Annotated in this window: 20 protein-coding genes; 9 read left to right on the forward strand and 11 right to left on the reverse strand. The window is 70.4% G+C overall.

Features of this window, described 5'->3' with window-relative positions:
- Nucleotides 1–14: 14 nt before the first annotated feature.
- Together MC45_RS15190 and MC45_RS15195 are read right to left on the reverse strand one after the other, a co-directional pair.
- A complete protein-coding gene (locus MC45_RS15190; RefSeq protein ID WP_038664922.1) occupies nucleotides 15–680 on the reverse strand; it encodes a DsbA family protein in 666 nt (221 codons plus the stop codon).
- Nucleotides 681–688: 8 nt separating this feature from the next.
- Nucleotides 689–1,213 carry a DUF721 domain-containing protein gene (locus tag MC45_RS15195; RefSeq protein WP_038664925.1) on the reverse strand — a complete coding sequence of 175 codons (525 nt, stop codon included), beginning with the start codon at nucleotides 1,211–1,213 and terminating at the stop codon, nucleotides 689–691.
- Nucleotides 1,214–1,227: 14 nt separating this feature from the next.
- On the opposite strand from MC45_RS15195, the gene MC45_RS15200 reads away from it, so the two are divergent.
- Genes MC45_RS15200 through nudC form a run of 3 tightly spaced genes read left to right on the forward strand, consistent with a single transcriptional unit; the run spans nucleotide 1,228 to nucleotide 4,471 of the window.
- A complete protein-coding gene (locus MC45_RS15200; protein WP_052075702.1) occupies nucleotides 1,228–2,280 on the forward strand; it encodes an A/G-specific adenine glycosylase in 1,053 nt (350 codons plus the stop codon).
- Entirely contained in the window at nucleotides 2,277–3,602 is a 1,326-nt protein-coding gene (locus tag MC45_RS15205) for a serine hydrolase domain-containing protein (RefSeq protein WP_038664928.1), read from the forward strand. Before MC45_RS15200 ends, MC45_RS15205 begins: the two co-directional genes overlap by 4 nt.
- Nucleotides 3,599–4,471, forward strand: coding sequence for an NAD(+) diphosphatase (gene nudC, locus MC45_RS15210; RefSeq protein WP_038664931.1), 873 nt, complete (start codon nucleotides 3,599–3,601; stop codon nucleotides 4,469–4,471). The genes MC45_RS15205 and nudC overlap by 4 nt, the downstream gene beginning before the upstream one ends.
- 148 nt (nucleotides 4,472–4,619) lie before the next feature.
- On the opposite strand, the gene MC45_RS15215 is transcribed toward nudC, so the two are convergent.
- Both MC45_RS15215 and MC45_RS15220 read right to left on the reverse strand, forming a co-directional pair.
- Nucleotides 4,620–5,930 (reverse strand): glycoside hydrolase family 130 protein, encoded by a 1,311-nt coding sequence (locus MC45_RS15215; protein WP_038664934.1) that lies wholly within the window; start codon nucleotides 5,928–5,930, stop codon nucleotides 4,620–4,622.
- Between the two features lie 98 nt (nucleotides 5,931–6,028).
- Nucleotides 6,029–7,477, reverse strand: a complete 1,449-nt coding sequence (locus MC45_RS15220) for a mannitol dehydrogenase family protein (RefSeq protein WP_038664937.1) — start codon at nucleotides 7,475–7,477, stop codon at nucleotides 6,029–6,031.
- 113 nt (nucleotides 7,478–7,590) lie between these two features.
- Between MC45_RS15220 and MC45_RS15225 the strand changes: the two genes are divergently transcribed.
- The 3 genes from MC45_RS15225 (at nucleotide 7,591) to MC45_RS15235 (ending at nucleotide 11,169) form a co-directional block, all read left to right on the forward strand.
- Entirely contained in the window at nucleotides 7,591–8,640 is a 1,050-nt protein-coding gene (locus tag MC45_RS15225) for a LacI family DNA-binding transcriptional regulator (RefSeq protein ID WP_052075703.1), read from the forward strand.
- 92 nt (nucleotides 8,641–8,732) lie between these two features.
- Nucleotides 8,733–10,151, forward strand: a complete 1,419-nt coding sequence (gene uxaC / locus MC45_RS15230; protein WP_038664940.1) for a glucuronate isomerase — start codon at nucleotides 8,733–8,735, stop codon at nucleotides 10,149–10,151.
- A 10-nt stretch (nucleotides 10,152–10,161) separates the two neighbouring features.
- Nucleotides 10,162–11,169, forward strand: a complete 1,008-nt coding sequence (locus tag MC45_RS15235) for a sugar kinase (protein ID WP_038664943.1) — start codon at nucleotides 10,162–10,164, stop codon at nucleotides 11,167–11,169.
- On the opposite strand, the gene rarD is transcribed toward MC45_RS15235, so the two are convergent.
- Nucleotides 11,166–12,053 carry an EamA family transporter RarD gene (rarD, locus tag MC45_RS15240; protein ID WP_038664946.1) on the reverse strand — a complete coding sequence of 296 codons (888 nt, stop codon included), beginning with the start codon at nucleotides 12,051–12,053 and terminating at the stop codon, nucleotides 11,166–11,168. The genes MC45_RS15235 and rarD overlap by 4 nt on opposite strands.
- 116 nt (nucleotides 12,054–12,169) lie before the next feature.
- Here rarD and MC45_RS15245 point away from each other — a divergent pair, with 116 nt between their 5' ends.
- Nucleotides 12,170–12,400 carry a hypothetical protein gene (locus MC45_RS15245; RefSeq protein WP_038664949.1) on the forward strand — a complete coding sequence of 77 codons (231 nt, stop codon included), beginning with the start codon at nucleotides 12,170–12,172 and terminating at the stop codon, nucleotides 12,398–12,400.
- Between the two features lie 223 nt (nucleotides 12,401–12,623).
- Here the strand turns inward: MC45_RS15245 and MC45_RS15250 are convergent, their stop codons facing one another.
- Nucleotides 12,624–13,091, reverse strand: a complete 468-nt coding sequence (locus MC45_RS15250) for a helix-turn-helix domain-containing protein (RefSeq protein WP_245640743.1) — start codon at nucleotides 13,089–13,091, stop codon at nucleotides 12,624–12,626.
- A 239-nt stretch (nucleotides 13,092–13,330) separates the two neighbouring features.
- On the opposite strand from MC45_RS15250, the gene MC45_RS15255 reads away from it, so the two are divergent.
- Complete coding sequence (locus MC45_RS15255) at nucleotides 13,331–13,852, forward strand: gamma carbonic anhydrase family protein (RefSeq protein ID WP_038664952.1); 522 nt, start codon at nucleotides 13,331–13,333, stop codon at nucleotides 13,850–13,852.
- A 395-nt stretch (nucleotides 13,853–14,247) separates the two neighbouring features.
- Here MC45_RS15255 and MC45_RS15260 read toward each other — a convergent pair whose 3' ends face one another.
- Genes MC45_RS15260 through hppD form a run of 5 tightly spaced genes read right to left on the reverse strand, consistent with a single transcriptional unit; the run spans nucleotide 14,248 to nucleotide 18,686 of the window.
- Nucleotides 14,248–15,210, reverse strand: a complete 963-nt coding sequence (locus MC45_RS15260) for an alpha/beta fold hydrolase (RefSeq protein ID WP_038664955.1) — start codon at nucleotides 15,208–15,210, stop codon at nucleotides 14,248–14,250.
- Nucleotides 15,211–15,268: 58 nt separating this feature from the next.
- Nucleotides 15,269–15,625, reverse strand: coding sequence for a Rieske (2Fe-2S) protein (locus tag MC45_RS15265; protein WP_038664958.1), 357 nt, complete (start codon nucleotides 15,623–15,625; stop codon nucleotides 15,269–15,271).
- Nucleotides 15,622–16,251 carry a maleylacetoacetate isomerase gene (gene maiA, locus MC45_RS15270; protein WP_038664962.1) on the reverse strand — a complete coding sequence of 210 codons (630 nt, stop codon included), beginning with the start codon at nucleotides 16,249–16,251 and terminating at the stop codon, nucleotides 15,622–15,624. The genes MC45_RS15265 and maiA overlap by 4 nt, the downstream gene beginning before the upstream one ends.
- Entirely contained in the window at nucleotides 16,248–17,564 is a 1,317-nt protein-coding gene (gene hmgA, locus MC45_RS15275; RefSeq protein ID WP_038664966.1) for a homogentisate 1,2-dioxygenase, read from the reverse strand. The genes maiA and hmgA overlap by 4 nt, the downstream gene beginning before the upstream one ends.
- 42 nt (nucleotides 17,565–17,606) lie before the next feature.
- Nucleotides 17,607–18,686 (reverse strand): 4-hydroxyphenylpyruvate dioxygenase, encoded by a 1,080-nt coding sequence (gene hppD, locus MC45_RS15280; RefSeq protein ID WP_038664969.1) that lies wholly within the window; start codon nucleotides 18,684–18,686, stop codon nucleotides 17,607–17,609.
- 80 nt (nucleotides 18,687–18,766) lie between these two features.
- Here hppD and MC45_RS15285 point away from each other — a divergent pair, with 80 nt between their 5' ends.
- A complete protein-coding gene (locus tag MC45_RS15285; protein WP_038664971.1) occupies nucleotides 18,767–19,222 on the forward strand; it encodes a MarR family winged helix-turn-helix transcriptional regulator in 456 nt (151 codons plus the stop codon).
- The last annotated feature ends 54 nt before the right edge of the window (nucleotides 19,223–19,276 follow it).

Genomic DNA, 19,276 nt, shown 5'->3' on the forward strand with positions numbered 1-19,276 from the left:
ATATATCTGGCCACTTATTTCGCGCCCTTGGCGCGCAGGACGGGTTCGAGCTTGTCCCAGCCGGCGGGCGGCTGGAGTTCGCCGTTGAGGTAGAAGGTCGGCGTGCTGCGCACCTCGACCGGCGCGTCGCCGGTCATCGCGGTGATCCGCGCCACTTCGGCCTTGTCGGCGAAACAGGCGTTGATCCTCGCCGGCGTCAGCCCGCGCGCGCGCATCGCCGCGGTCAGCCCGGCGGCCTCCATATAGGCGCGCGCCTGGTCGAGCAGCGGCTTGGCGTCGATGTCGGGATGCGCCTGCTGGTACGTGCCCGATTTGGGCAGCCACGTCGCCTGCGTCGCGAAGATCATCGCATGCGCCGCGCCGAAGCCGTGTGGCCCCGCACACCGCGCGAGGATCGCCGCGCCGAGATCGGCCGGATCGCGGATCAGATGGCGATATTCGAGGCTGACCTTGCCCGAGCGGATCATCTGCCCCTTGAGCACCGGTGCGCTCTCATTGGCGAAATCGGCGCAATGCGAACAGGTGTAGCTGCCATATTCGACCAGCTTGATCGGCGCGGCGGGGTTGCCGAAAACATAGGCGCCCTTGGCGGTCGGCCGGGCGACCTGGCTCCAGTCGGTCGCCGGCGCGGCGGCGAGCAGCAAGGCGACGGCGGGAACGAAGCGCAGGCGGTGGGGCATGACAGGGCTCATCCTATCTTGGGAATGCCGCGGGTGGCGTGGACCCCGGCGGCGAGCGATTCGAGCACCGCGCGCAATTCGGGATCGGCGATCGCCTTCAGCCCGTCGCCGATCTCGGCGGGGGCGGGCTTGAGCGCCGTCGGCGCGCTGCGCGGCATCGGCTTGGCGACCTCGCCCTGGCGGATCGTCAGCCGCGCCACCGCGGCATAGCCGAAGAAGCGGTTGACCCGCTCGACGATCTCGGGCGCGATATGCTGCATCATCGGCGCATGCGCACCGCGCACGACGATGGTCAGCACGCCCTCGGCCTTCTTGCCCGGCGGGAAGCGCAGCGATTCGGGTGCGGAGGCGGCGGCCCAGCGGGTGCCGACGATCTCCGGCCAGCGCGTCACCAGCGCGCTCTGCACGAAGCCGAATCGCTTGAAGGCGGCGCCATGGATCGCGGGCAGCAATTCGCTGACCGCGCGGGCGCGGTTCTGGCGGGGGGGCTCGACATCGGGGGCGCGGACGCGCTTGCTCATCGGCGGTCCCATGCCATAGCCAAGTCGTGGACGCTACTCGCTCTTATCCCGACCCCGCGGCGATTTCCCCGGCGCTGCTCGCCTGGTACGATCGCCATCGCCGTGTGCTGCCATGGCGCGCGCTGCCCGGCGAAACGCCCGATCCCTATCGCGTCTGGCTGTCGGAGGTGATGCTGCAACAGACGACGGTCGCCGCGGTGCGGCCGCGATTCGCGGCGTGGGTGGCGCGCTGGCGCGATTTCGCCAGCCTCGCCGCCGCCGACGATGCCGAGGTCATGGCCGCCTGGGCGGGGCTCGGTTATTACGCCCGCGCGCGCAATCTGGTCGCTGCGGCGAAGGCGGTGGTCGCCGATCACGGCGGCGTCTTCCCGCAGGACGAGGCGGTGCTGCGCACGCTGCCGGGACTCGGCGCCTATACTGCCGCGGCGGTGGCGGCGATCGCCTTCGGCAAGCGCGCGGTGGTGGTCGATGCCAATGTCGAGCGCGTCGTCGCGCGGCTGTTCGCAATCCGCACGCCTTTGCCCGGCGCCCGCGTCGCGATCCGCGCCGCCGCCGACCGGATCACCCCCGACACGCGTGCCGGCGATTTCGCGCAGGCGATGATGGACCTTGGCTCGGGCATCTGCACGCCGAAGGCACCATCCTGCCTGCTCTGCCCGCTCGAACCGGAATGTCTTGGCGTGCGCGAGGGCGCGCCCGAGGCGCTGCCGGTCAAGGCGAGGAAGAAGGCCAAGCCGCAACGCTACGGCACGATCTTCTGGGTCGAACGCGACGGCAGCGTGCTGCTCGTCACTCGGCCGGACAAGGGATTGCTCGGCGGGATGCGTGCGCTGCCGACCGGGCCTTGGGTCGAGGCGCCGCCGGGGCTCGCCGATGCGCCGCTCGCCGCCGACTGGGAGATGCGCAACGTCACGGTGGCGCATGGCTTCACCCATTTCGACCTGCAACTGGCGCTTGCCGTCGCCCGGACGGACGCGCATCAGGCGGGCGAATGGTGGCCGATCGCGGAACTGGACCGCGCCGGCCTGCCGACGGTGTTCGCCAAGGCCGCGGCGGCGGTGCTGAGGAGAGACGGATGAAGCGCAACATGATCGCCGGACTGGCCCTCGTCGCCCTCGCCGCCACCGCCGCGATCGGCGGGCAGGCGCTGCAACCGCCCGCCCCGACGACGCAGACCGCCGCGCTGCCGCAGACGCAGGCGCTGTTCGACGGTTATGTCCGCGACGGCAAGATGCCCGGCATCGTCGCGGCGTTCGGCGTCGGCGACCGGCCGACCTGGTTCGTCTCGGCGGGCCGCCTGTCGACCAAGGCGGAGGCCGCGCCGGCGACGCCGGACAGCCTGTGGCGCGTCTATTCGATGACCAAGCCGGTCACCGCGATGGCGGCGATGATCCTGATCGAGGAGGGCAAGATCGGCCTCGACGACCCCGTCGCGAAATATATCCCCGCCTTCGCGACGATGAGGGTCGCGACCAGCCCCGAGACGAGCCTCGCCAGCGTCCCCGCGGAGCGGCCGATCACGATCCGCATGCTGCTGACGCACACTTCGGGCCTCACCTACAACATCATCGCCAAAGGCGCGCTGCTCAAGGAATACGAACGGCTCGGCATCCTCCCCGCCGAGGTCAGCGCCAGCGTCGAACCGGCGATGCGCCGCACCCGCGCGCCGACGCTCGCCGCATTCGCCGACCGGGTCGCGCAGGCGCCGCTGATCGCGCAGCCGGGGACGGCGTGGAATTATTCGGTCGGCCTCGACGTCATGGGCCGGGTTATCGAGGTCGCCGGCGGCATGCCGTTCGACCGCTTCGTCGACACGCGCATCTTCGCGCCGCTCCGCATGACGTCGAGCTTCTGGACCGTGCCGCGGTCGCAGGCGCGCCGGCTCGCGACCAATTACGCCTTCACCGGCGACGCGCTGGTGCCGCTCGATCCCGCCGCGACCTCGGTCTATCTCCAGCCGCCGAGCTTCCCCTATGGCGGCGCCGGGCTGGTGATGTCGGCGCGCGATTACGACCGCTTCCTCCACATGCTCGCCGACGAAGGCACGCTCGACGGCGTGCGGATCATGAAGCCCGAAACGGTGCGGCTCGCCATGTCCAACCTGCTCCCCGCCGGCGTGACCTTCGGCGGGGTCGGCGGCGCCACCGGTGGCGCCACCGCGCGGGCGACGCCGATGGGCTATGGCGCGGGCGGCTCGGTCTATCTCGCCGACGGGCCGGGCGGCATGCCGTCGAAGGGCACCTATGGCTGGGGCGGTGCCGCGGGCACGGTCGCCTTCGTCGATCCCGTGAAGAAGGTACGTGGTACGATCATGGTCAATTACTTTCCCGCCGATCGCTGGCCGCTGCGCCAGGAGGCGGTCGCCGCCTTCGCCGCCGACATGGCGCGCTTCCGCCGATGACCCCCGGCTTCACCGGCGGCACGCTCGACCGTGCCGATGCGCTGCGCCACGATCCCGTCGCGCTCGCCGCCAAGCTCGACGGCAACGCCCGCGTGCTCGCGCTCGACGGGCTGATGCCGGAGGTCACCGCCGACGGCCTGCTCGCCTGGACCTCGCTCGCCGCGGTGCCCGAGGGGGCGGAGACGATCCTGCTCGGTCTCGACGGCGCCGGCCGCGCGCATGTCGTCGTCGTCCCGCCCGCGGGGACCGAGGGGACCGCGCCGGCGATGCGCTCGCCGGCGTTGATGGCGGTGCTCGCCGCGTTGCAGCCCGGCGAGGCGGCGACCTATGCCGCGGCGCGCAGCCTGCTCGACTGGCACGCCCGCCACCGCTTCTGCGCGCGCTGCGGATCGACCACGCATCCGTTCCGCGCCGGCTGGGGGCGGCAATGCGACGCCTGCGGCACCGAACATTTCCCGCGCGTCGACCCGGTCGTCATCATGATCGCCGAACATGACGGCCGCGCCCTGCTCGGCCGCGGCAAGGGCTGGCCGGAGGGCCGCTATTCGGCGCTCGCCGGTTTCCTCGAACCCGCCGAATCGATCGAGGAGGCGGTCGCCCGCGAGATCCACGAGGAAGCCGGCGTGCGCGTCGGCAACGTCCGCTACGTCGCCAGCCAGCCTTGGCCCTTCCCCTCGTCGCTGATGATCGCCTGTATCGGCGAGGCGGAGGACGATGCGATCACGCTCGACACCAACGAGCTGGAGGATGCGATGTGGGTCCCGCGCGACATGGTCCGCGCGGTGCTGGCCGGCGAGCCCGGCCCGTTCCTGCCGCCGCCGCCGTACGCGATCGCGCACACGCTGCTGACGGTGTGGGCCAACTCTTAAATCCTCCCCCGCCAGGGGGAGGTGGCAGCGCGAAGCGCTGACGGAGGGGGAGGAAAGGGTGGGAGCCAGGTGATCGAGCGTCTCCCCGTCCTCCCCCTCCGTCACGCCTTCGGCGCGCCACCTCCCCTTGGCGGGGGAGGATTTGGACTCACCGCATCGCCGCGACCAGCTCGTCGAGCGAGGCGATCGCGAAGCTCGTCATGTCGTCGGCGAGCGCATAGGGCAGCAGCAGCGTCCGACCGCGCACCAGCGCGCCGCACGAATAGACGACGTTGGGCACATAGCCGTCCCACGTCTCGCCGTCCGGCGCGATCAGCGGTTCGGGCAGCCGCCCCAGCACCTTGGTCGGATCGTCGCGGTCGAGCAGCGCGGCGCCGATGCAATAGCTGCGCACCATGCCCACGCCATGGGTCAGCACCAGCCAGCCCTCTTCGATCTCGATCGGCGAGCCGCAATTGCCGATCTGGATGAACTCCCACGGATATTCCGGCGTCATGATCCGCACCGGATCGGGCCAGGCGAGCGGCGTGTCGCTCTTGGCGAACCACAGATTCTCGTTGTCGTGGCGGAACAGCGCGGCGAACTGGCCGTCGATCTTGCGCGGGAACAACGCCATGCCCTTGCCGCTCGCCACCGCGCCGTCGACGGGGTGCATGTGGAACAGGCGGAAATCGTCGGTCTGCAACACCTCCTGCCGCGCGCCCTGGCCGCCGACCGCGGTATAGGTGCCGATATAGGTCTCGCGCCCGTCCTCGTCGCAGAAATGGGCGAGGCGCAGATCCTCGATGCCGCGGTTCTGGCTCTCGACGACCGGGAACAGCACCGTCTCCGACGGCTCGCGCGCATCGCGACAATTGAGCTGGACGAGCGCCTTGGCGCCGATCTCGCGAACCAGTTCGATCGACGGCTCCTCGATCACCGGCGGCACGCCCTGCCGGCTCGGCGTGTCGATGACGAGGTCGTCGTCCGCCGGACCCCAGGTGCCGGTGCGGAAGGTGACCGACGACAGATGCCCCTCGCCGATGCCGCGCAGCGACAGCACGAAGCGGATCGCGCCCTCGGCGCAGCCGCTCTGGTCGGGATGCGGCACGATGCTCGGGTTGAACAGCGCCGCCGCCTCGAACGAATATTCGGCGCTGAAATAGGCGCCGACCAGCATCCTGCGCGATTCCGACAGTCCGGCATCGAGCTTCAGCGGCTCGGCGACCTCGTCGAAGCGGCGCAGCAACAGTCCGGGGATCTCGCGATGCCGCGATCCCAGCCCCTCGACGACGACCGCGACCAGCTCCTCGATCTCCGCATCGGACATCGCCAGCATCCGTTCGACGATCCGGTCGCCGCGCGGCGCCCCCTCGATGCGGAACGGATCGGGGTCCTCGGGCAGGAACGGGCGGATGACGGTGCGCTTGGGATCGGGGAGCAGCGTCGGTTCGAGATGACGCACGAAGGAAGCGGCCAAGGGGGACCCTCCGGATGGAGTTGCGCCGGCGGCTGCCGGCTTCGCGCATCAGACGCGCGAAGCCGAAGCCCGGGTCCATTCATACTAAAGGCTTTGCGTTAGGAATCATTGCCGGTCAGCAGCGCGTCCCAGCGTCGGGCATGCGCTGCGGTCGCCGCCGCCGCGATCGCGGCGAGCAGCGGCGGATCGCCGGCGACCTGCGGCGGCAGGCCGAGCCCCGCCTCGGCGAGGCGGCGCAGCACCGTCGCCGGATCGGCATCGTGCGCCGCGGCGGCGAGCTGCGCGCCGGCGGGATCGGCGATGGCGACCCCCGCTTGCGCGCGCGCGATCAGGAAGGCGACCCAGCCGCCCAGCGCCGCGACGACATGCGCCGGCATCCGTCCGTCCGCGCGATGCGCGGCGAGCGTGTCGCCGAGGCGATAGGGCAGCTTCTGCGATCCGTCGGTGGCGATCTGGTCGAGCCGGTGGACGATCGCCGGATTGCGGAACCGCGCCAGCACCGCGCGGCGATAGGCGTCGAGGTCGAGCCCCGCCACCGCCGGCAGCATCGGCACGATGTCGCGCCGGATCATCGCATCGACGAAGCCGGCGAGCGCGGCATCGGCCATCGCCTCGGCGACGCTGGCATGACCGCGCAACAGCCCAAGATAGGCGAGCGTCGAATGCGCGCCGTTGAGGATGCGCAACTTGGCTTTCTCGTAACCGGCGACATCGCCGGTCAGCGTCGCGCCCGCGCCGGCGAGGTCGGGGCCGAGCGGCACGCCGACATCCTCGATCACCCATTGCGCGAACCGCTCGCGCTGGACGGCGGCGCGATCCTCCAGCCCGATCGTCGTCGCGACCGCCGCGTACAGCGCCTCGTCCGACGCGGGGGTGATCGAATCGACCATCGTCGACGGCACCCGCACCTCGCCCGCGATCCAGTCGGCAAGGGGCGCATCGCCGACCCGCGCGAAGGCGACCAGCGCCGCGTGCAGCTTGGCACCGTTGCTCGCGAGATTGTCGCACGGCATCGGCACGAACGGCCGCAGCCCCGCATCGCGGCGCGCGGCGAGCCCGGCGACGATCCAGCCGATCACGCTGCGCGGCACCGCGGCGCCGGCGAGATCGTGGACGATATCGGCATGGCCGAGGTCGAGCGTGCCGTCGCCGGCGAGGCAATAGCCCTTTTCGGTCACCGTCGTCGTCACCAGCGTCACCGCCGGATCGGCCAGCAGCGCATGCGTCTGCGTCGCCGCATCGGGGGCGAGGAAGCGGCGGTGCGCGCCGATCACCCGCATCGCCGGCTCGGCGTCGCGGATCGCCAGCGTGTATAGGCCGTCCTGCTGCTCCAGCGCCTCGACCGTGCCGCGGCTGCGCATCGACACCGCCGCGATCCCCCAGCGCGGATCGTGCTGCAGCACCGTGTCGATATAGGCCGCCTGATGCGCGCGGTGGAAGGCGCCGGGGCCGAAATGGACGATACCGACCCCGGGTAGCGGCCGGCCGATCGGACCGGAAACGGCGGCGGGCAGCCGGTCGAGCGTGCTGCGGGTCAATCGGGTCACAAGCGTCGTCCCTCGGTGGTGCGGATCGGTGTCTTGCCGCTGCGCGCGGTGGTTGTCTACCGGTGTCATCGGCGCGCTGGCGGAGCCGCGGGCGGGCGGCTATCGTCGCCGTCATGCGCATCTCAGGCCAGCCGACGATCAACGACGTGGCCCGGATCGCCGGCGTATCGAAGAAGACGGTGAGCCGCGTCATCAACCGCTCGCCGCTGCTCCACGCCGAAACCCGCGCGCGGGTCGAGCAAGTGATCGGCGACCTCGGCTATATCCCCAATCCGCAGGCACGCGCGCTGGCGCTGCGCCGCAACTTCCTGATCGGGCTCGTCCACGACAATCCCAATGCGCAGACGGTGATGAACGTCCAGCACGGCTTGCTCGCCGGGCTGCGCGGCACCGAATTCGAACTGGTCGTCCGTCCGGTCGATCGCGCCTCGCCGACGATGCTCGACGATCTGCGCCATTTCCTCGAACGCCAGCGCCTGTTCGGGGTGCTGCTGATGCCGCCGATCAGCGAGGACGACGGCGTCGCGCGGCTCTGCGCGGCGATCGGCTGCCGCTACGTGCGGATGGGCTCGGCGATGCTCGACGCGCCCGCGCAGATGGTCGCCTCCGACGATCGCGCCGCGGTGCACGAGGCCGCCGTCCATCTGGTCGCGCGCGGCCACCGCCGCATCGGTTTCGTCGGCGGCCCCGCGGGGTTCCGCTCGGCGCACGAACGCCGTGCCGGCTTCGACGCCGCGCTCGCCGCCGCGGGCCTCGCTCTGCCCGACGATCTCGTCGCCGCGGGCCATTATACCTTCGAATCGGGGCTGGCGGCGGCCGAACGCCTGCTCGACGCGGACCCGCGCCCGACCGCGATCTTCGCCGCCAACGACGAGATGGCCGCCGGCGTCCTCCACGCCGCGCGCCGCCGCGGCCTCGTCATCCCCGACGATCTGTCGATCATCGGCTTCGACGACACCCCGATCGCCGCCCACCTCTGGCCGCCGCTGACGACGGTCCGCTGGCCGAGCACCGCGATGGCACACGCCGCCGCCCGCAAGCTGATCGGCGGGGACGACGAGCAGCCGGCGCATTTCCCCTCGACACTCATCCACCGCGCCTCGGTCGCCGCGCCACCTTCCATTCCTCCCCCGCCAGGGGGAGGTGGCAGCGCACAGCGCTGACGGAGGGGGAGGACGGCCGAGCCCTCACCCGAACCACGGTTGCACCCCATCCTGACACCGGTTACCACCCGCGCAACGCGAGAGGACAGCGCATGACCCGCAGCCTGGAATTGCACCCCGACCGGCTCTTCCCCGCCGACCCGACGACGCGCGGCATCGCGCGCACGCTCTATGCGGAAATCGCCGATCTGCCGATCGTCAGCCCGCACGGCCATACCGACCCGATTTGGTTCGCCGACGACCGGCCATGGACCGACGCGACGACGCTGCTGCTCGCCCCCGACCATTATCTGTTCCGCATGCTCTACAGCCAGGGCATCGATCTCGACGCGCTGGCGATCCCGCGTGCGGACGGCACGGCGACCGCCGACCGCCGTGCCGCGTGGCGGCTGCTTGCCGATCATTATCATCTGTTCCGCGGCACGCCGTCGCGGATGTGGCTCGACCACGTCTTCGCCGACGTGTTCGGCATGACCGTCGCGTTCGAACCCGCCACCGCCGATCTCTATTACGATGCGATCGCCGAGAGACTGGCGACCGACGCCTTCCGCCCGCGCGCGCTGTTCGACCGGTTCCGCATCGACTTCCTCGCCACCACCGAGGGCGCGCACGACAGCCTCGACGCGCACCGCCGCATCCGCGCGAGCGGCTGGACCGGCCGCGTCGTCACCACCTACCGCCCCGATGGCGTCATCGACGTCGAGCACGAGCAATTCGCCGGTGCGCTGCGCCGCTTCGGCGAACTGACCGGCGAGGACGTCTACAGCTGGCAGGGCTATCTCGCCGCGCACCGCAAGCGCCGCGCCGACTTCCGCGCCGCCGGTGCCACCGCCACCGACCACGGCCACCCCACCGCCGCCACCGCCAACCTCTCCGGCGCGGAATGCGAGGCGCTGTTCGCGCGCATCACCGGCGGCGGCTGGACCCCCGCCGACGCCGAGCTGTTCCGCGCGCAGATGCTCACCGAAATGGCGGGGATGAGCGTCGAGGACGGCATGGTGATGCAGATCCATCCCGGCAGCGTCCGCAACCACAATGCCGGCCTGTTCGCCAGCCACGGCCGCGACAAGGGCGCCGACATCCCCGGCCGCACCGATTACGTCCATGCGCTCAAGCCGTTGCTCGACCGGTTCGGCACCTCGACCGACCTGTCGATCATCCTCTTCACGCTCGACGAGAGCGTCTATGCCCGCGAACTGGCGCCGCTCGCCGGACATTATCCCTGCCTCAAGCTTGGCCCCGCCTGGTGGTTCCACGACAGTCCCGAAGGCATGCGCCGCTTCCGCGAGATGACCACCGAGACCGCGGGCTTCTACAACACCGTCGGCTTCAACGACGACACCCGCGCCTTCCTGTCGATCCCGGCGCGGCACGACGTCGCGCGGCGGATCGACTGCGGCTTCCTCGCCCGCCTCGTCGCCGAGCATCGCCTCGCCGACTGGGAGGCGGCGGAGCTCGCGCAGGAGCTGACCAGCGGCCTCGTCCGTCGCGCCTATCGCATCGATCGCTGAGGAGGCGCGCATGACATTCCTGGCATTCGGCGAGATCATGCTGCGCCTGTCGCCCCCGGGCCGCGAATTGCTGTTGCAGACGCCCAAGTTCGACGTCTGGGTCGCCGGTGCCGAGGCGAACGTCGCCACCGCGCTCGCCCGGCTCGACCATGACGTCGCGCTCGCCAGCATCGTCCCCGACAACGACCTTGGCCGCTCGGCGATCGCGACGCTGCGCGGTCACGGCGTCGACACTCGCCGGATCGCCCGCGCCGGCGAGCGGATGGGCCTCTATTTCGTCACCTCGGGCGCCGGCCTGCGCGCCACCGAGGTGATCTACGACCGCGCCTATTCCAGCTTCGCGGCGGCACCGGTGTCGGCGTGGGACTGGGACGCGCTGCTCGACGGCGTCGACTGGTTCCACCTCTCCGGCATCACCCCGGCGCTCGGCCCGGTGCCGGCGGAGAGCGCGATCGCCGCCGTCCGCGCTGCCGCGGCGCGCGGCATCCCGATCTCGTTCGACGGCAATTACCGCGCCAAATTGTGGGAGCGCTGGGACGGCGATCCCCGCGCCATCCTGACGCAACTGGTCGAGCACGCCGACCTCCTCTTCGGCAACCACCGCGACATCGCGCTGCTGCTCGGCCGGGACTTCGCCGGCCATGACGGCGAGGATCGCCGCCGCGACGCCGCCGAGGCCGCCTTCGCCGCTTTCCCCAAATTGCGCACGATCGCCTCGACCGCGCGCCATGTCGAGAACGTCGACCTCCACCGCATCTCGGCGCGCGTCGACACCCGCGACGGCCACGCCCAGACCGGGGAGGTGACGCTCGCCGGCATCGTCGACCGGATCGGCGGCGGCGACGCCTTCGCCAGCGGCGTGCTGCACGCGCTGCGCCGCGGCGGCGACATCGGTGCCGCGGCGGCGACCGGCCTCGCGCTCACCGCGCTCAAACATTCGCTGCCCGGCGACGCCGCGCTGTTCCGCCAGGCCGATATCGACGCCTATCTCGCCGGCGGCCTCGACGTCCGCCGCTAGGCGGGCAGCGCCCGCGCCGCGCGGATGCTGCTCCACGCATAGAGGCCGCAGCCGAGCCAGATCAGCGCGAAGGTGGCGAGCTGCGTCGCGCGGACCGGCTCGCGATAGACCAGCACCGCCAGCAGGAACTGCAACGTCGGCGCGATGAACTGGAGCAGCCCGACCGTCGTGTAGCGCAGCCGCCGCGCGCCCGCGGCGAACAGCAGCAGCGGCGCCGCGGTCACCGGCCCGGCGAGCACCAGCAGCAGGTCGAGCGTCCGGTCGTGCCCGAACGCCGCCGTGCCGCCCTGGTTCGCCTGCACCAGCACGACGAGCGCGAACGGCGCGAGGATCAGCGTCTCCATCGTCAGCCCGCCGAGCGCGTCGATCGCCGCCACCTTGCGGATCAGCCCGTAGAAGCCGAAGCTCAGCGCCAGCACCAGCGACACCCACAAGGCCCCGCCGCCGCCCGCGGCGAAGATCGCGACGCCCAGCGCCGCCACGCCCACCGCCGCCACCTGCAACCGGTTGAGCCGCTCGCCGAGCAGCAGCATGCCGAGCGCGACGTTGAGCAGCGGGTTGATGAAATAGCCGAGGCTCGCCTCGACCAGATGCGCGTTGGTCACCGACCAGATATAGACGAACCAGTTGATCCCGATCAGCGCCGCGCTCGCCACGAGCATCGCCAGCACCCGCCCGCGCGCCGCCGCGACCAGCGGCCGCAGCCGCCGCGTCGCCGCGACGATCGCGAGCAGCAGCAGCAGCGACCACAGGATGCGGTTGGCCAGCACCTGCGCCGGCGGCACCGCGGTCAGCAGATGCAGATACAGGGGCAGCAGCCCCCACAGGGTATAGGCGCCGATGCCGTAGAACAGGCCCGCGCGCGCGTCGGAAGAATGCGCCATATGCCCTCCCTGCGACGCCCGTTGCGGCAACGCAACAAAGCCGTGCTTGGTGGTGGCGCTGCCGCACCTTGCCCCGGCGCTTTTCCTCGCCGGCGCAGCCGGCTAGGGCGGGCGGCATGACCAGCGCCATGCTCCACGACCTGTTCCTCTCGACGCTGGTGAAGCTGGCCGGCGGCAACCGTCGCCGCTGGCGCCTGGTGCTCGGCGAGATCCGCCTCTACGACCCGGCGACGCATCCGCATTGCAACTGGTCGGTGACGCCGACCGGCGCGGCCGGCGAGAACGACACGATCGAACGCATCGCCGACGACCTCCGCCTCCGCTACCCGATCGTCACCGCCGGATAAGGGCGCGATCCGGAGCGCCCACCCGGTATCCAGAGTGAGCGTCCCCCAAACTGGCGCCCTGCTCCTGCGAACGTTCCGCGACACTCCACCAGTGCTCCTGCGAACGCAGGAGCCCAGGAGTCGCGAACGTCGTCAGCCGTTATTCTGCTTGGCCCTCGGTTCCTGCTTTCGCAGGAACACTGTGCTGCTCCGATATCACCGCGGAGGCAGCTACACGCGCTGGTTACCGCTGTTCGATCCCGCGCAGCGGCAGCGCGGCGATCTCGCCGAGCCAGGTGCGGATCGTCGTGCGGCCCTGCGGGCTCAGCGCCAGCATCGTCACGCGGCGGTCGCTGACGTCGTCGCTGCCGTCGACCAGTCCGCGGTCCTGCAACAGCTTGATCCAGCGCAGCGCTGTGGTGCGCGGCACGCCGGCGGCGGCGCAGCAAGCGTTGGTCGTCACCGTCGCGCCGTTGATCCCCTCGGCGAACAGGAACAGCATGATGTCGAGCCCCGGATTGGCGAACAGCGAGGCTTCCAGATGCGTGCCGAGCTTGCGGCGCGCGGCGGCGATGCTCGACGCCAGCGACGCAAGCGCGGCGGCCTCGGGATCCTGTCCGTCGATCACCGGCGGCACCGGCAGGCCGGCGAACGTCTTGCTAGCGGCGTCCGAACCCGAAAAAGTGAAATCGTCGCGTAACCCGGCACCCATCGTGTTCGTCGCTCCCGTAGACGCAGCAGGGCATAACCCGCGCAATTCCGAAATCAAGCCGCTACGTCGCTGTCCGGCCCGGCGGCCGCCACCCTTGGCGATCCGTCCCGTACGACTCGTACTGCTAACGCTACCAGAGGCCGCTGTCACGGCCTTGCTGGACTGGACGCGGGCGATGATGTGCCATTATCGCATCGGGCACAAGCCGTGTCGCACCGACCGCGGCGGGGAGGCGATCGATGGCCTGTTACGCATTGGGTGACGTCGCACCGCAGCTGGGCGAGGCGGCCTATGTCGCGCCGGGGGCGCAGGTGATCGGCCGGGTCGTGCTCGGCGCCCGCGCCTCGGTGTGGTTCGGCGCGGTGCTGCGCGGCGACAACGACCCGATCACCGTCGGCGACGAGAGCAATATTCAGGACGGCGCGATGATCCATGCCGATCCCGGCGTACCGACGACGATCGGTCGCGAGGTTACCGTCGGCCACCACGCCATCGTCCACGGCGCCAGCGTCGGCGACCGCAGCCTGATCGGCATGGGCGCGACTTTGCTCAACCGCGCGGCGATCGGCGCGGATTCGATCGTCGGTGCCAACGCCCTGGTCACCGAGGGCAAGGTCTTCCCCGACGGATCGCTGATCGTCGGCGCCCCCGCCCGCCTCGTCCGCCCGCTGACCGCGGCGGAGATCGCCGGCCTGCGCCTGTCCGCCGCGACCTATGTCGCCAACGCCCGCCGCTATGCCGCGGAACTGACCCCGGTGTGATGCCGCGGCGGCGTCGGCGCTGTCCTACACGAAACGGCGCATGCTAGGCTTCGCCCGCTCTTTCTCACCGCCGAGTCGCGTCGCCTGCGTGCGTCCGGGGGGCTGCTTCCCATCCGGCTCCTGCAAACCCACGACCGTCCCAAGCCCCTCCAGTACTCCCGCGAAGGCGGGAGCCCAAGGCCCCGGGCGCCGTCAGACGTTGTTCGGCATGACCCTGGGTTCCTGCGTCCGCAGGAACACGGAAGGACTAGCATCCGAGCGAACCGGACAAAACGCCTCACCTTGGCGGGAGTACGGACGATGGCGTTCAGCCCGGCCCCGCACATCACCAAAACGGAAACGATGATCCACGATCGTTTCCGTTCAGGTGTCCATCTTGTCCACGTTGCCCCAATTCAGCCACAATTGGCGGAGGCCTCGCGCACGAACCGGGCCGTCGCCTCCGGCGCGGTGATCGGGATCATATGGCCACCCGGCACGATCGCGATCCGCGCGCCCGGAATGATCGCCGCGGTGCGCTCGCCATGGCGGACCGGGTCGAGGATCGCGTCGTCGCGGCCGAACAGGATCGCGGTCGGCACCGTCAGCGACGGATAGTGCGCCGCGATCCCCTCGATCTCCTGCGCCGCGGCGGCGAGGTCGGCGGCGGCGGCGGCGATATTGGCGGGCCGCTGCGACAAGGCGCCGCCGCCGCGGGTGACGAAGTCGGCCGGCGGCGCCTCCGGCGCGAACACCGCCGCCAGCGTCCGCTCGGCGGTCAGCCGGCTGAGCGGCGTCGCGATCGTCTGCGCGAACAGCCGGCGCACCCCCGGCGGGATCGCCGCCAGTCCCTTGAACGCCTCGGGCACGTCGTCCTGCGGCTGGGTGAGCGGGGCGATCAGCGCGAGGCCGCGGACCAGTTCGGGCCGCTGGATGGCGAGCGACAGCGCCAGCGCACCGCCCAGCGAATGGCCGACGACCAGCGGCCGCTCGATGCCGAGCAGGTCGATGAACCGGCCGAGGATCGCCGCCTGTGCGGCGATGCCGGGCTCGCCCCCGTCGTCGGCGACCGAATAGCCCGAACCCGGCCGGTCGACCAGGATGACGCGATGGTCGGCGGCGAGCGGCGCAAGCATGCCGTAGCTGAAGTTGCGCACTTGCCCGCCGAGGCCGTGGACCATGACGATCGCCGGCCCGCTGCCGCGGTCGACGTAATGGAGCCGGGCGCCCTCGACCTGGAGGTGGCGGCCGTCCTGCGGCACCAGCCGCTCCGCCGCGCGTGCCACCCGCTCCGAATAGAGCGACAGGCCGATCCCGCCCGCGCCGAGCGCGGACGCCCCGATCAAACCCGCCAGGCTCCAGCGTGTCCCGCCGATCATCTCCGTGCCTCCTCAACCCCCGCGCCAGCGGCGGAGTGTAGCAGCGGCGGGCGATTTGTCAGGCGGTCGTGACGACCCCGTCGACCACCGCGACCGGCCACGCGCCGAGCCGCTGGCCGAGGCACGGGCCGCCGACGCACAGCCCGTCGTCGAGCGTGAACAGTGCGCCGTGCCAGCTGCACGCGATCAGATCGCCGGCGGGGGTCAGATAATCGTCCAGCGTCTGCGCCAGCGGCACGCCGGCATGCGGGCAGCGGTCGACATAGCCGACGACGCCGTCGCCGCGGCGGACGACGAAGCCGTGGAAGCGCCCGGCGCGCATCTGGAGCACGAAATTGCGCGCCTTGCCGTCGGCGATCTCGGCGAGCGGCGCCAGCGCGACGCCGGCGGGGGTGGCGGACAGGCGTTCGCTCACGCGTCGGCGTCGGGCTGGCGGCTGGGGTGGGCGGCTTCGGCGCGCGCCGCGGTCCGCGAGGCCGTGGCGACGAGGCGGGGGTAGGGGCCGGTATCCACCCCGAACCGGACCGCCGAATAGAGCGCCGGCACGGTGACGCAATCGGCGAGCGTCGGTGCGTCGCCATAAGCGAAATCGCCGCCGTGGCGCGCGATCAGCGCCTCGATCGCCGCGAAGCCATCGGTCATCCAATGCGCCATCCACGCGTTGACCTGCGGTTCCGACGCGTCGAAATCCTGTCGCAGCGCCTTGAGCGTGCGCAGATTGTGGAGCGGGTGGACGTCGGTGGCGAGCGTCGCCACCATCGCGCGGACGATCGCCCGGCCGTCGGCATTGCCGGGCAGCAGCGGCGGCGACGGGAAACGCTCGTCGAGCCATTCGAGGATCGCGACGCTCTGCGTCAGGACCAGGCCGTCGACCTCCAGCGCCGGCACCAGCCGCTGCGGGTTGAGCGCGGCATAGGCCGGGTCGGCCTGTCCGCCGGTGCGCAGGTCGTAATTGACCTGCTCATAGGCCAGCCCCTTCAGCGCCAGCGCGATCCGCACCCGATAGGCGGCGCCCGAGCGCCAATAGCCGTGAAGGATCACGCCGCCGGGCTTTGCGGCAGCACCGCCTTGGGGAAGTCCGCCCATACCGCGTCGTAATCGAGCTGGGCATGGTGGAGCGCGTGGTGGGTCGGCCGGTAGGGCCAGCAGCTCTCCAGCATGAACGCCATCGTGCCGTCGATCTTGTGCGGCTTGAGCTCGGCGGCGGAGGCGCCCTGCCAGCTCGCCAGATCGGGGCCGTGCCCGGCCATCAGATTGTGGAGGCTGATCCCGCCCGGCGCGAAGCCGTGTGCCTTCGCGTCATAGGCGCCGGTGATCAGGCCCATCGCCTCGGACATGACGTTGCGGTGGAACCAGGGCGGCCGGAACGTGTCCTCGGCGACCATCCAGCGCGGCGGGAAGATGACGAAATCGGCATTGGCGCGGCCCGGCACGTCGCTCGGGCTGGTCAGCAGCGTGAAGATCGAGGGGTCGGGATGGTCGAAGCTCACCGTGTTGATCGTGTTGAACCGCGCGAGGTCGTAGCGCCACGGCGCGAGATTGCCGTGCCACGCCACCACGTCGAGCGGGCTGTGGTCGAGCGTCGTCGTCCACAGTGATCCCATGAACTTCTGGATCACTTCGGTCGGTTCGTCGCGATCCTCGAACCAGGCGACCGGCGTCTCGAAATCGCGCGGGTTGGCGAGGCCGTTGGCGCCGATCGGGCCGAGGTCGGGCAGCCGGAACAGGCTGCCGTGATTCTCGCAGACATAGCCCTTGGCGCTGCCATCGGGCAGCAGCGCGCGGAAGCGCACGCCGCGCGGGATCAGCGCGATCTGGCCGGGCGCGACCATCATCCGGCCAAGCTCGGTCAACAGTTCGAGCCGCCCCTCCTGCGGCACGAACAGCAACTCGCCGTCGGCATCGGTGAAGACGCGCGCGGTCATGTCGGCATTGGCGGCATAGACGTGGAGCGCCACGCCCTCGAGATCGGCGGGGTCGCGGTTGGCGAGCATCGTCGTCATGCCGTCGATCAGGTCGGTGTCCACCGGTGCATCGGGGCACGGGTCCCAGCGCAGCCGGTTGGGGGCGAGCGGCGCATCGCTAATGCCGGGGGCGAACCGCTGCGCGCCCTCATAGCGCACGTACGGCGGATGCTCGGCGGTCGGCCGCATCCGGTAAAGCCACGACCGGCGATTCTCGTGCCGCGGCGCGGTGAAGGCGGTGCCGCTGAGCTGCTCGGCATACAGGCCGAAGGCGGGCCGCTGCGGTGCGTTGCGGCCGATCGGCAGCGCGCCGACGACCGCCTCGGTGGAAACGTGATTGCCGAAGCCGGGGATATAATCGGCCTCGCTCCCGGGGTGGTGGACTGTCATTGTTTTAGCGTCCTCTCCTGCTCCACCACCCCGTCCGCAAACTCATGCGTCGACGGTGATCACCCCGCGACGGATCTGGTCCAGCTCGATCGACTCGTACAGCGCCTGGAAATTGCCGTTGCCGAAGCCCTCATTGCCCTTGCGCTGGATGATCTCGAAGAAGATCGGCCCGACCATCGTCTCGGTGAAGATCTGCAACAGCAATCCCTCCTCGCCGACGTTGCCGTCGATCAGAATGCGGTTGGCGCGCAGCCGTTCCAGATCCTCGCCATGATTCGGCACGCGCTTGTCGACCAGCTCGTAATAGGTCTCGATCGTGTCTTGCAGCTTGACGCCGCGGGCGCGCAGCTTCTCGACCGTCGCGTAGATATCGTCGGTGGTCAGCGCGAGATGCTGGATGCCCTCGCCGTTGTAATCGCGGATGAATTCCTCGATCTGGCTCTTGTCGTCCTGGCTCTCGTTGAGCGGGATGCGGATCGCACGATCGGGCGCGATCATCGCCTGGCTGAACAGACCCGTCGCCTTGCCCTTGATGTCGAAATACTTCTGCTCCTCGAAGCCGAAGATCTGGCCGTAGAAGGCCGACCACGTCCGCATCTGGCCGCGGCGGACGTTGTGGGTGAGGTGGTCGAGCACGTCGAGTCCGACGGAATTGGCCGCCTCCGCCTCGGCGGCGCCGGGCACCTGGTCCCAATCGTCGTAGACGCTGCCCGTCGCACCATGACGATCGACGAGATAGAGCAGCGAGCCGCCGATCCCCTCCAGCGCGGGCAATCCCTCCAGCGCCGCGCCCGCCGGCGCCGGCTTGGCACCACGCGCGATCGCCGCGTCGTAAGCGGCCTGCGCGTCCGCGACACGGAACGCCATCGCGCTCGCCGACGGCCCGTGCGCGGCACGGAAGTCGGCGGCGTGGCCGGTCGGTTCGCGGTTGAGCAGCAGGTTGATTCGCCCCTGCTTGTAGCGGGTCAGCGCCTTGGTAGGGTGTGTCGCGGCGACGACGAAGCCCAATGCCTCGAATTGCGCGGCGAGCGCATCCGGATCGGGCGAAGTGAATTCGCAGAATTCGAAGCCGTCGAGCCCCATCGGGTTGACGTCGATCTGATCGGCCGAAAGGTCGGACATGGCAGCAGCTCCGAAATGGTATCGTCTGTTACCAAATCTTTGCGGCATTGCCAAACTGGTGTCAACTGATACGAAACCGTATGGCCTCGTCCGTCCGCCGCCTCGTCCTCGACGACTTCATTCCCTATCGACTGTCGGTGACCTCCAATCTGGTCAGCGACTCGATCGCAAGGGCCTATGAATCGCTGTTCGGGCTGACCATCCCCGAATGGCGGCTGGTCGCGGTCATCGCCGAGACCGGCGGCATCACCCAGCAGGCGATCGGCGCCAAGACGCTGATGGACAAGGTGACGGTGAGCCGCGCCGCGATCGCATTGGTCGGCCGCGGCCTGCTCGCGCGGCGCGACAATCCGGAGGATCGGCGCTCGCACCTGCTCGAACTCACCGATGCCGGCCGCGACCTCTATGCCGTGGTGGCGCCCAAGGCGCTCGATCTCGAAAGCCGCATCTTCGACGCCTTCGACCCGCAAGAGGTCGCGCAATTCGTCGCGATGCTGCGGCGGATCGAGAGCGTGACGCTGGATATCGGCAGATAAGCCAGGGTCGATCCTCCGGCCGGCACAATTATGCGACAATTGCCGATTAGCAGC

This window comes from Sphingomonas taxi (assembly GCF_000764535.1).
In the GTDB taxonomy this organism is placed as follows: domain Bacteria; phylum Pseudomonadota; class Alphaproteobacteria; order Sphingomonadales; family Sphingomonadaceae; genus Sphingomonas; species Sphingomonas taxi.

Coding starts and splice junctions, on each gene's coding strand:
- MC45_RS15285 (WP_038664971.1), top strand. CDS start 18,767: ATGGCCTCGTCCGTCCGCCGCCTCGTCCTCGACGACTTCATTCCCTAT.
- MC45_RS15225 (WP_052075703.1), top strand. CDS start 7,591: ATGCGCATCTCAGGCCAGCCGACGATCAACGACGTGGCCCGGATCGCC.
- uxaC (WP_038664940.1), top strand. CDS start 8,733: ATGACCCGCAGCCTGGAATTGCACCCCGACCGGCTCTTCCCCGCCGAC.
- MC45_RS15255 (WP_038664952.1), top strand. CDS start 13,331: ATGGCCTGTTACGCATTGGGTGACGTCGCACCGCAGCTGGGCGAGGCG.
- hmgA (WP_038664966.1), bottom strand. CDS start 17,564: ATGACAGTCCACCACCCCGGGAGCGAGGCCGATTATATCCCCGGCTTC.
- rarD (WP_038664946.1), bottom strand. CDS start 12,053: ATGGCGCATTCTTCCGACGCGCGCGCGGGCCTGTTCTACGGCATCGGC.
- MC45_RS15250 (WP_245640743.1), bottom strand. CDS start 13,091: ATGGGTGCCGGGTTACGCGACGATTTCACTTTTTCGGGTTCGGACGCC.
- MC45_RS15195 (WP_038664925.1), bottom strand. CDS start 1,213: ATGGGACCGCCGATGAGCAAGCGCGTCCGCGCCCCCGATGTCGAGCCC.
- MC45_RS15235 (WP_038664943.1), top strand. CDS start 10,162: ATGACATTCCTGGCATTCGGCGAGATCATGCTGCGCCTGTCGCCCCCG.
- MC45_RS15190 (WP_038664922.1), bottom strand. CDS start 680: ATGCCCCACCGCCTGCGCTTCGTTCCCGCCGTCGCCTTGCTGCTCGCC.
- MC45_RS15205 (WP_038664928.1), top strand. CDS start 2,277: ATGAAGCGCAACATGATCGCCGGACTGGCCCTCGTCGCCCTCGCCGCC.
- MC45_RS15245 (WP_038664949.1), top strand. CDS start 12,170: ATGACCAGCGCCATGCTCCACGACCTGTTCCTCTCGACGCTGGTGAAG.
- nudC (WP_038664931.1), top strand. CDS start 3,599: ATGACCCCCGGCTTCACCGGCGGCACGCTCGACCGTGCCGATGCGCTG.
- hppD (WP_038664969.1), bottom strand. CDS start 18,686: ATGTCCGACCTTTCGGCCGATCAGATCGACGTCAACCCGATGGGGCTC.
- MC45_RS15260 (WP_038664955.1), bottom strand. CDS start 15,210: ATGATCGGCGGGACACGCTGGAGCCTGGCGGGTTTGATCGGGGCGTCC.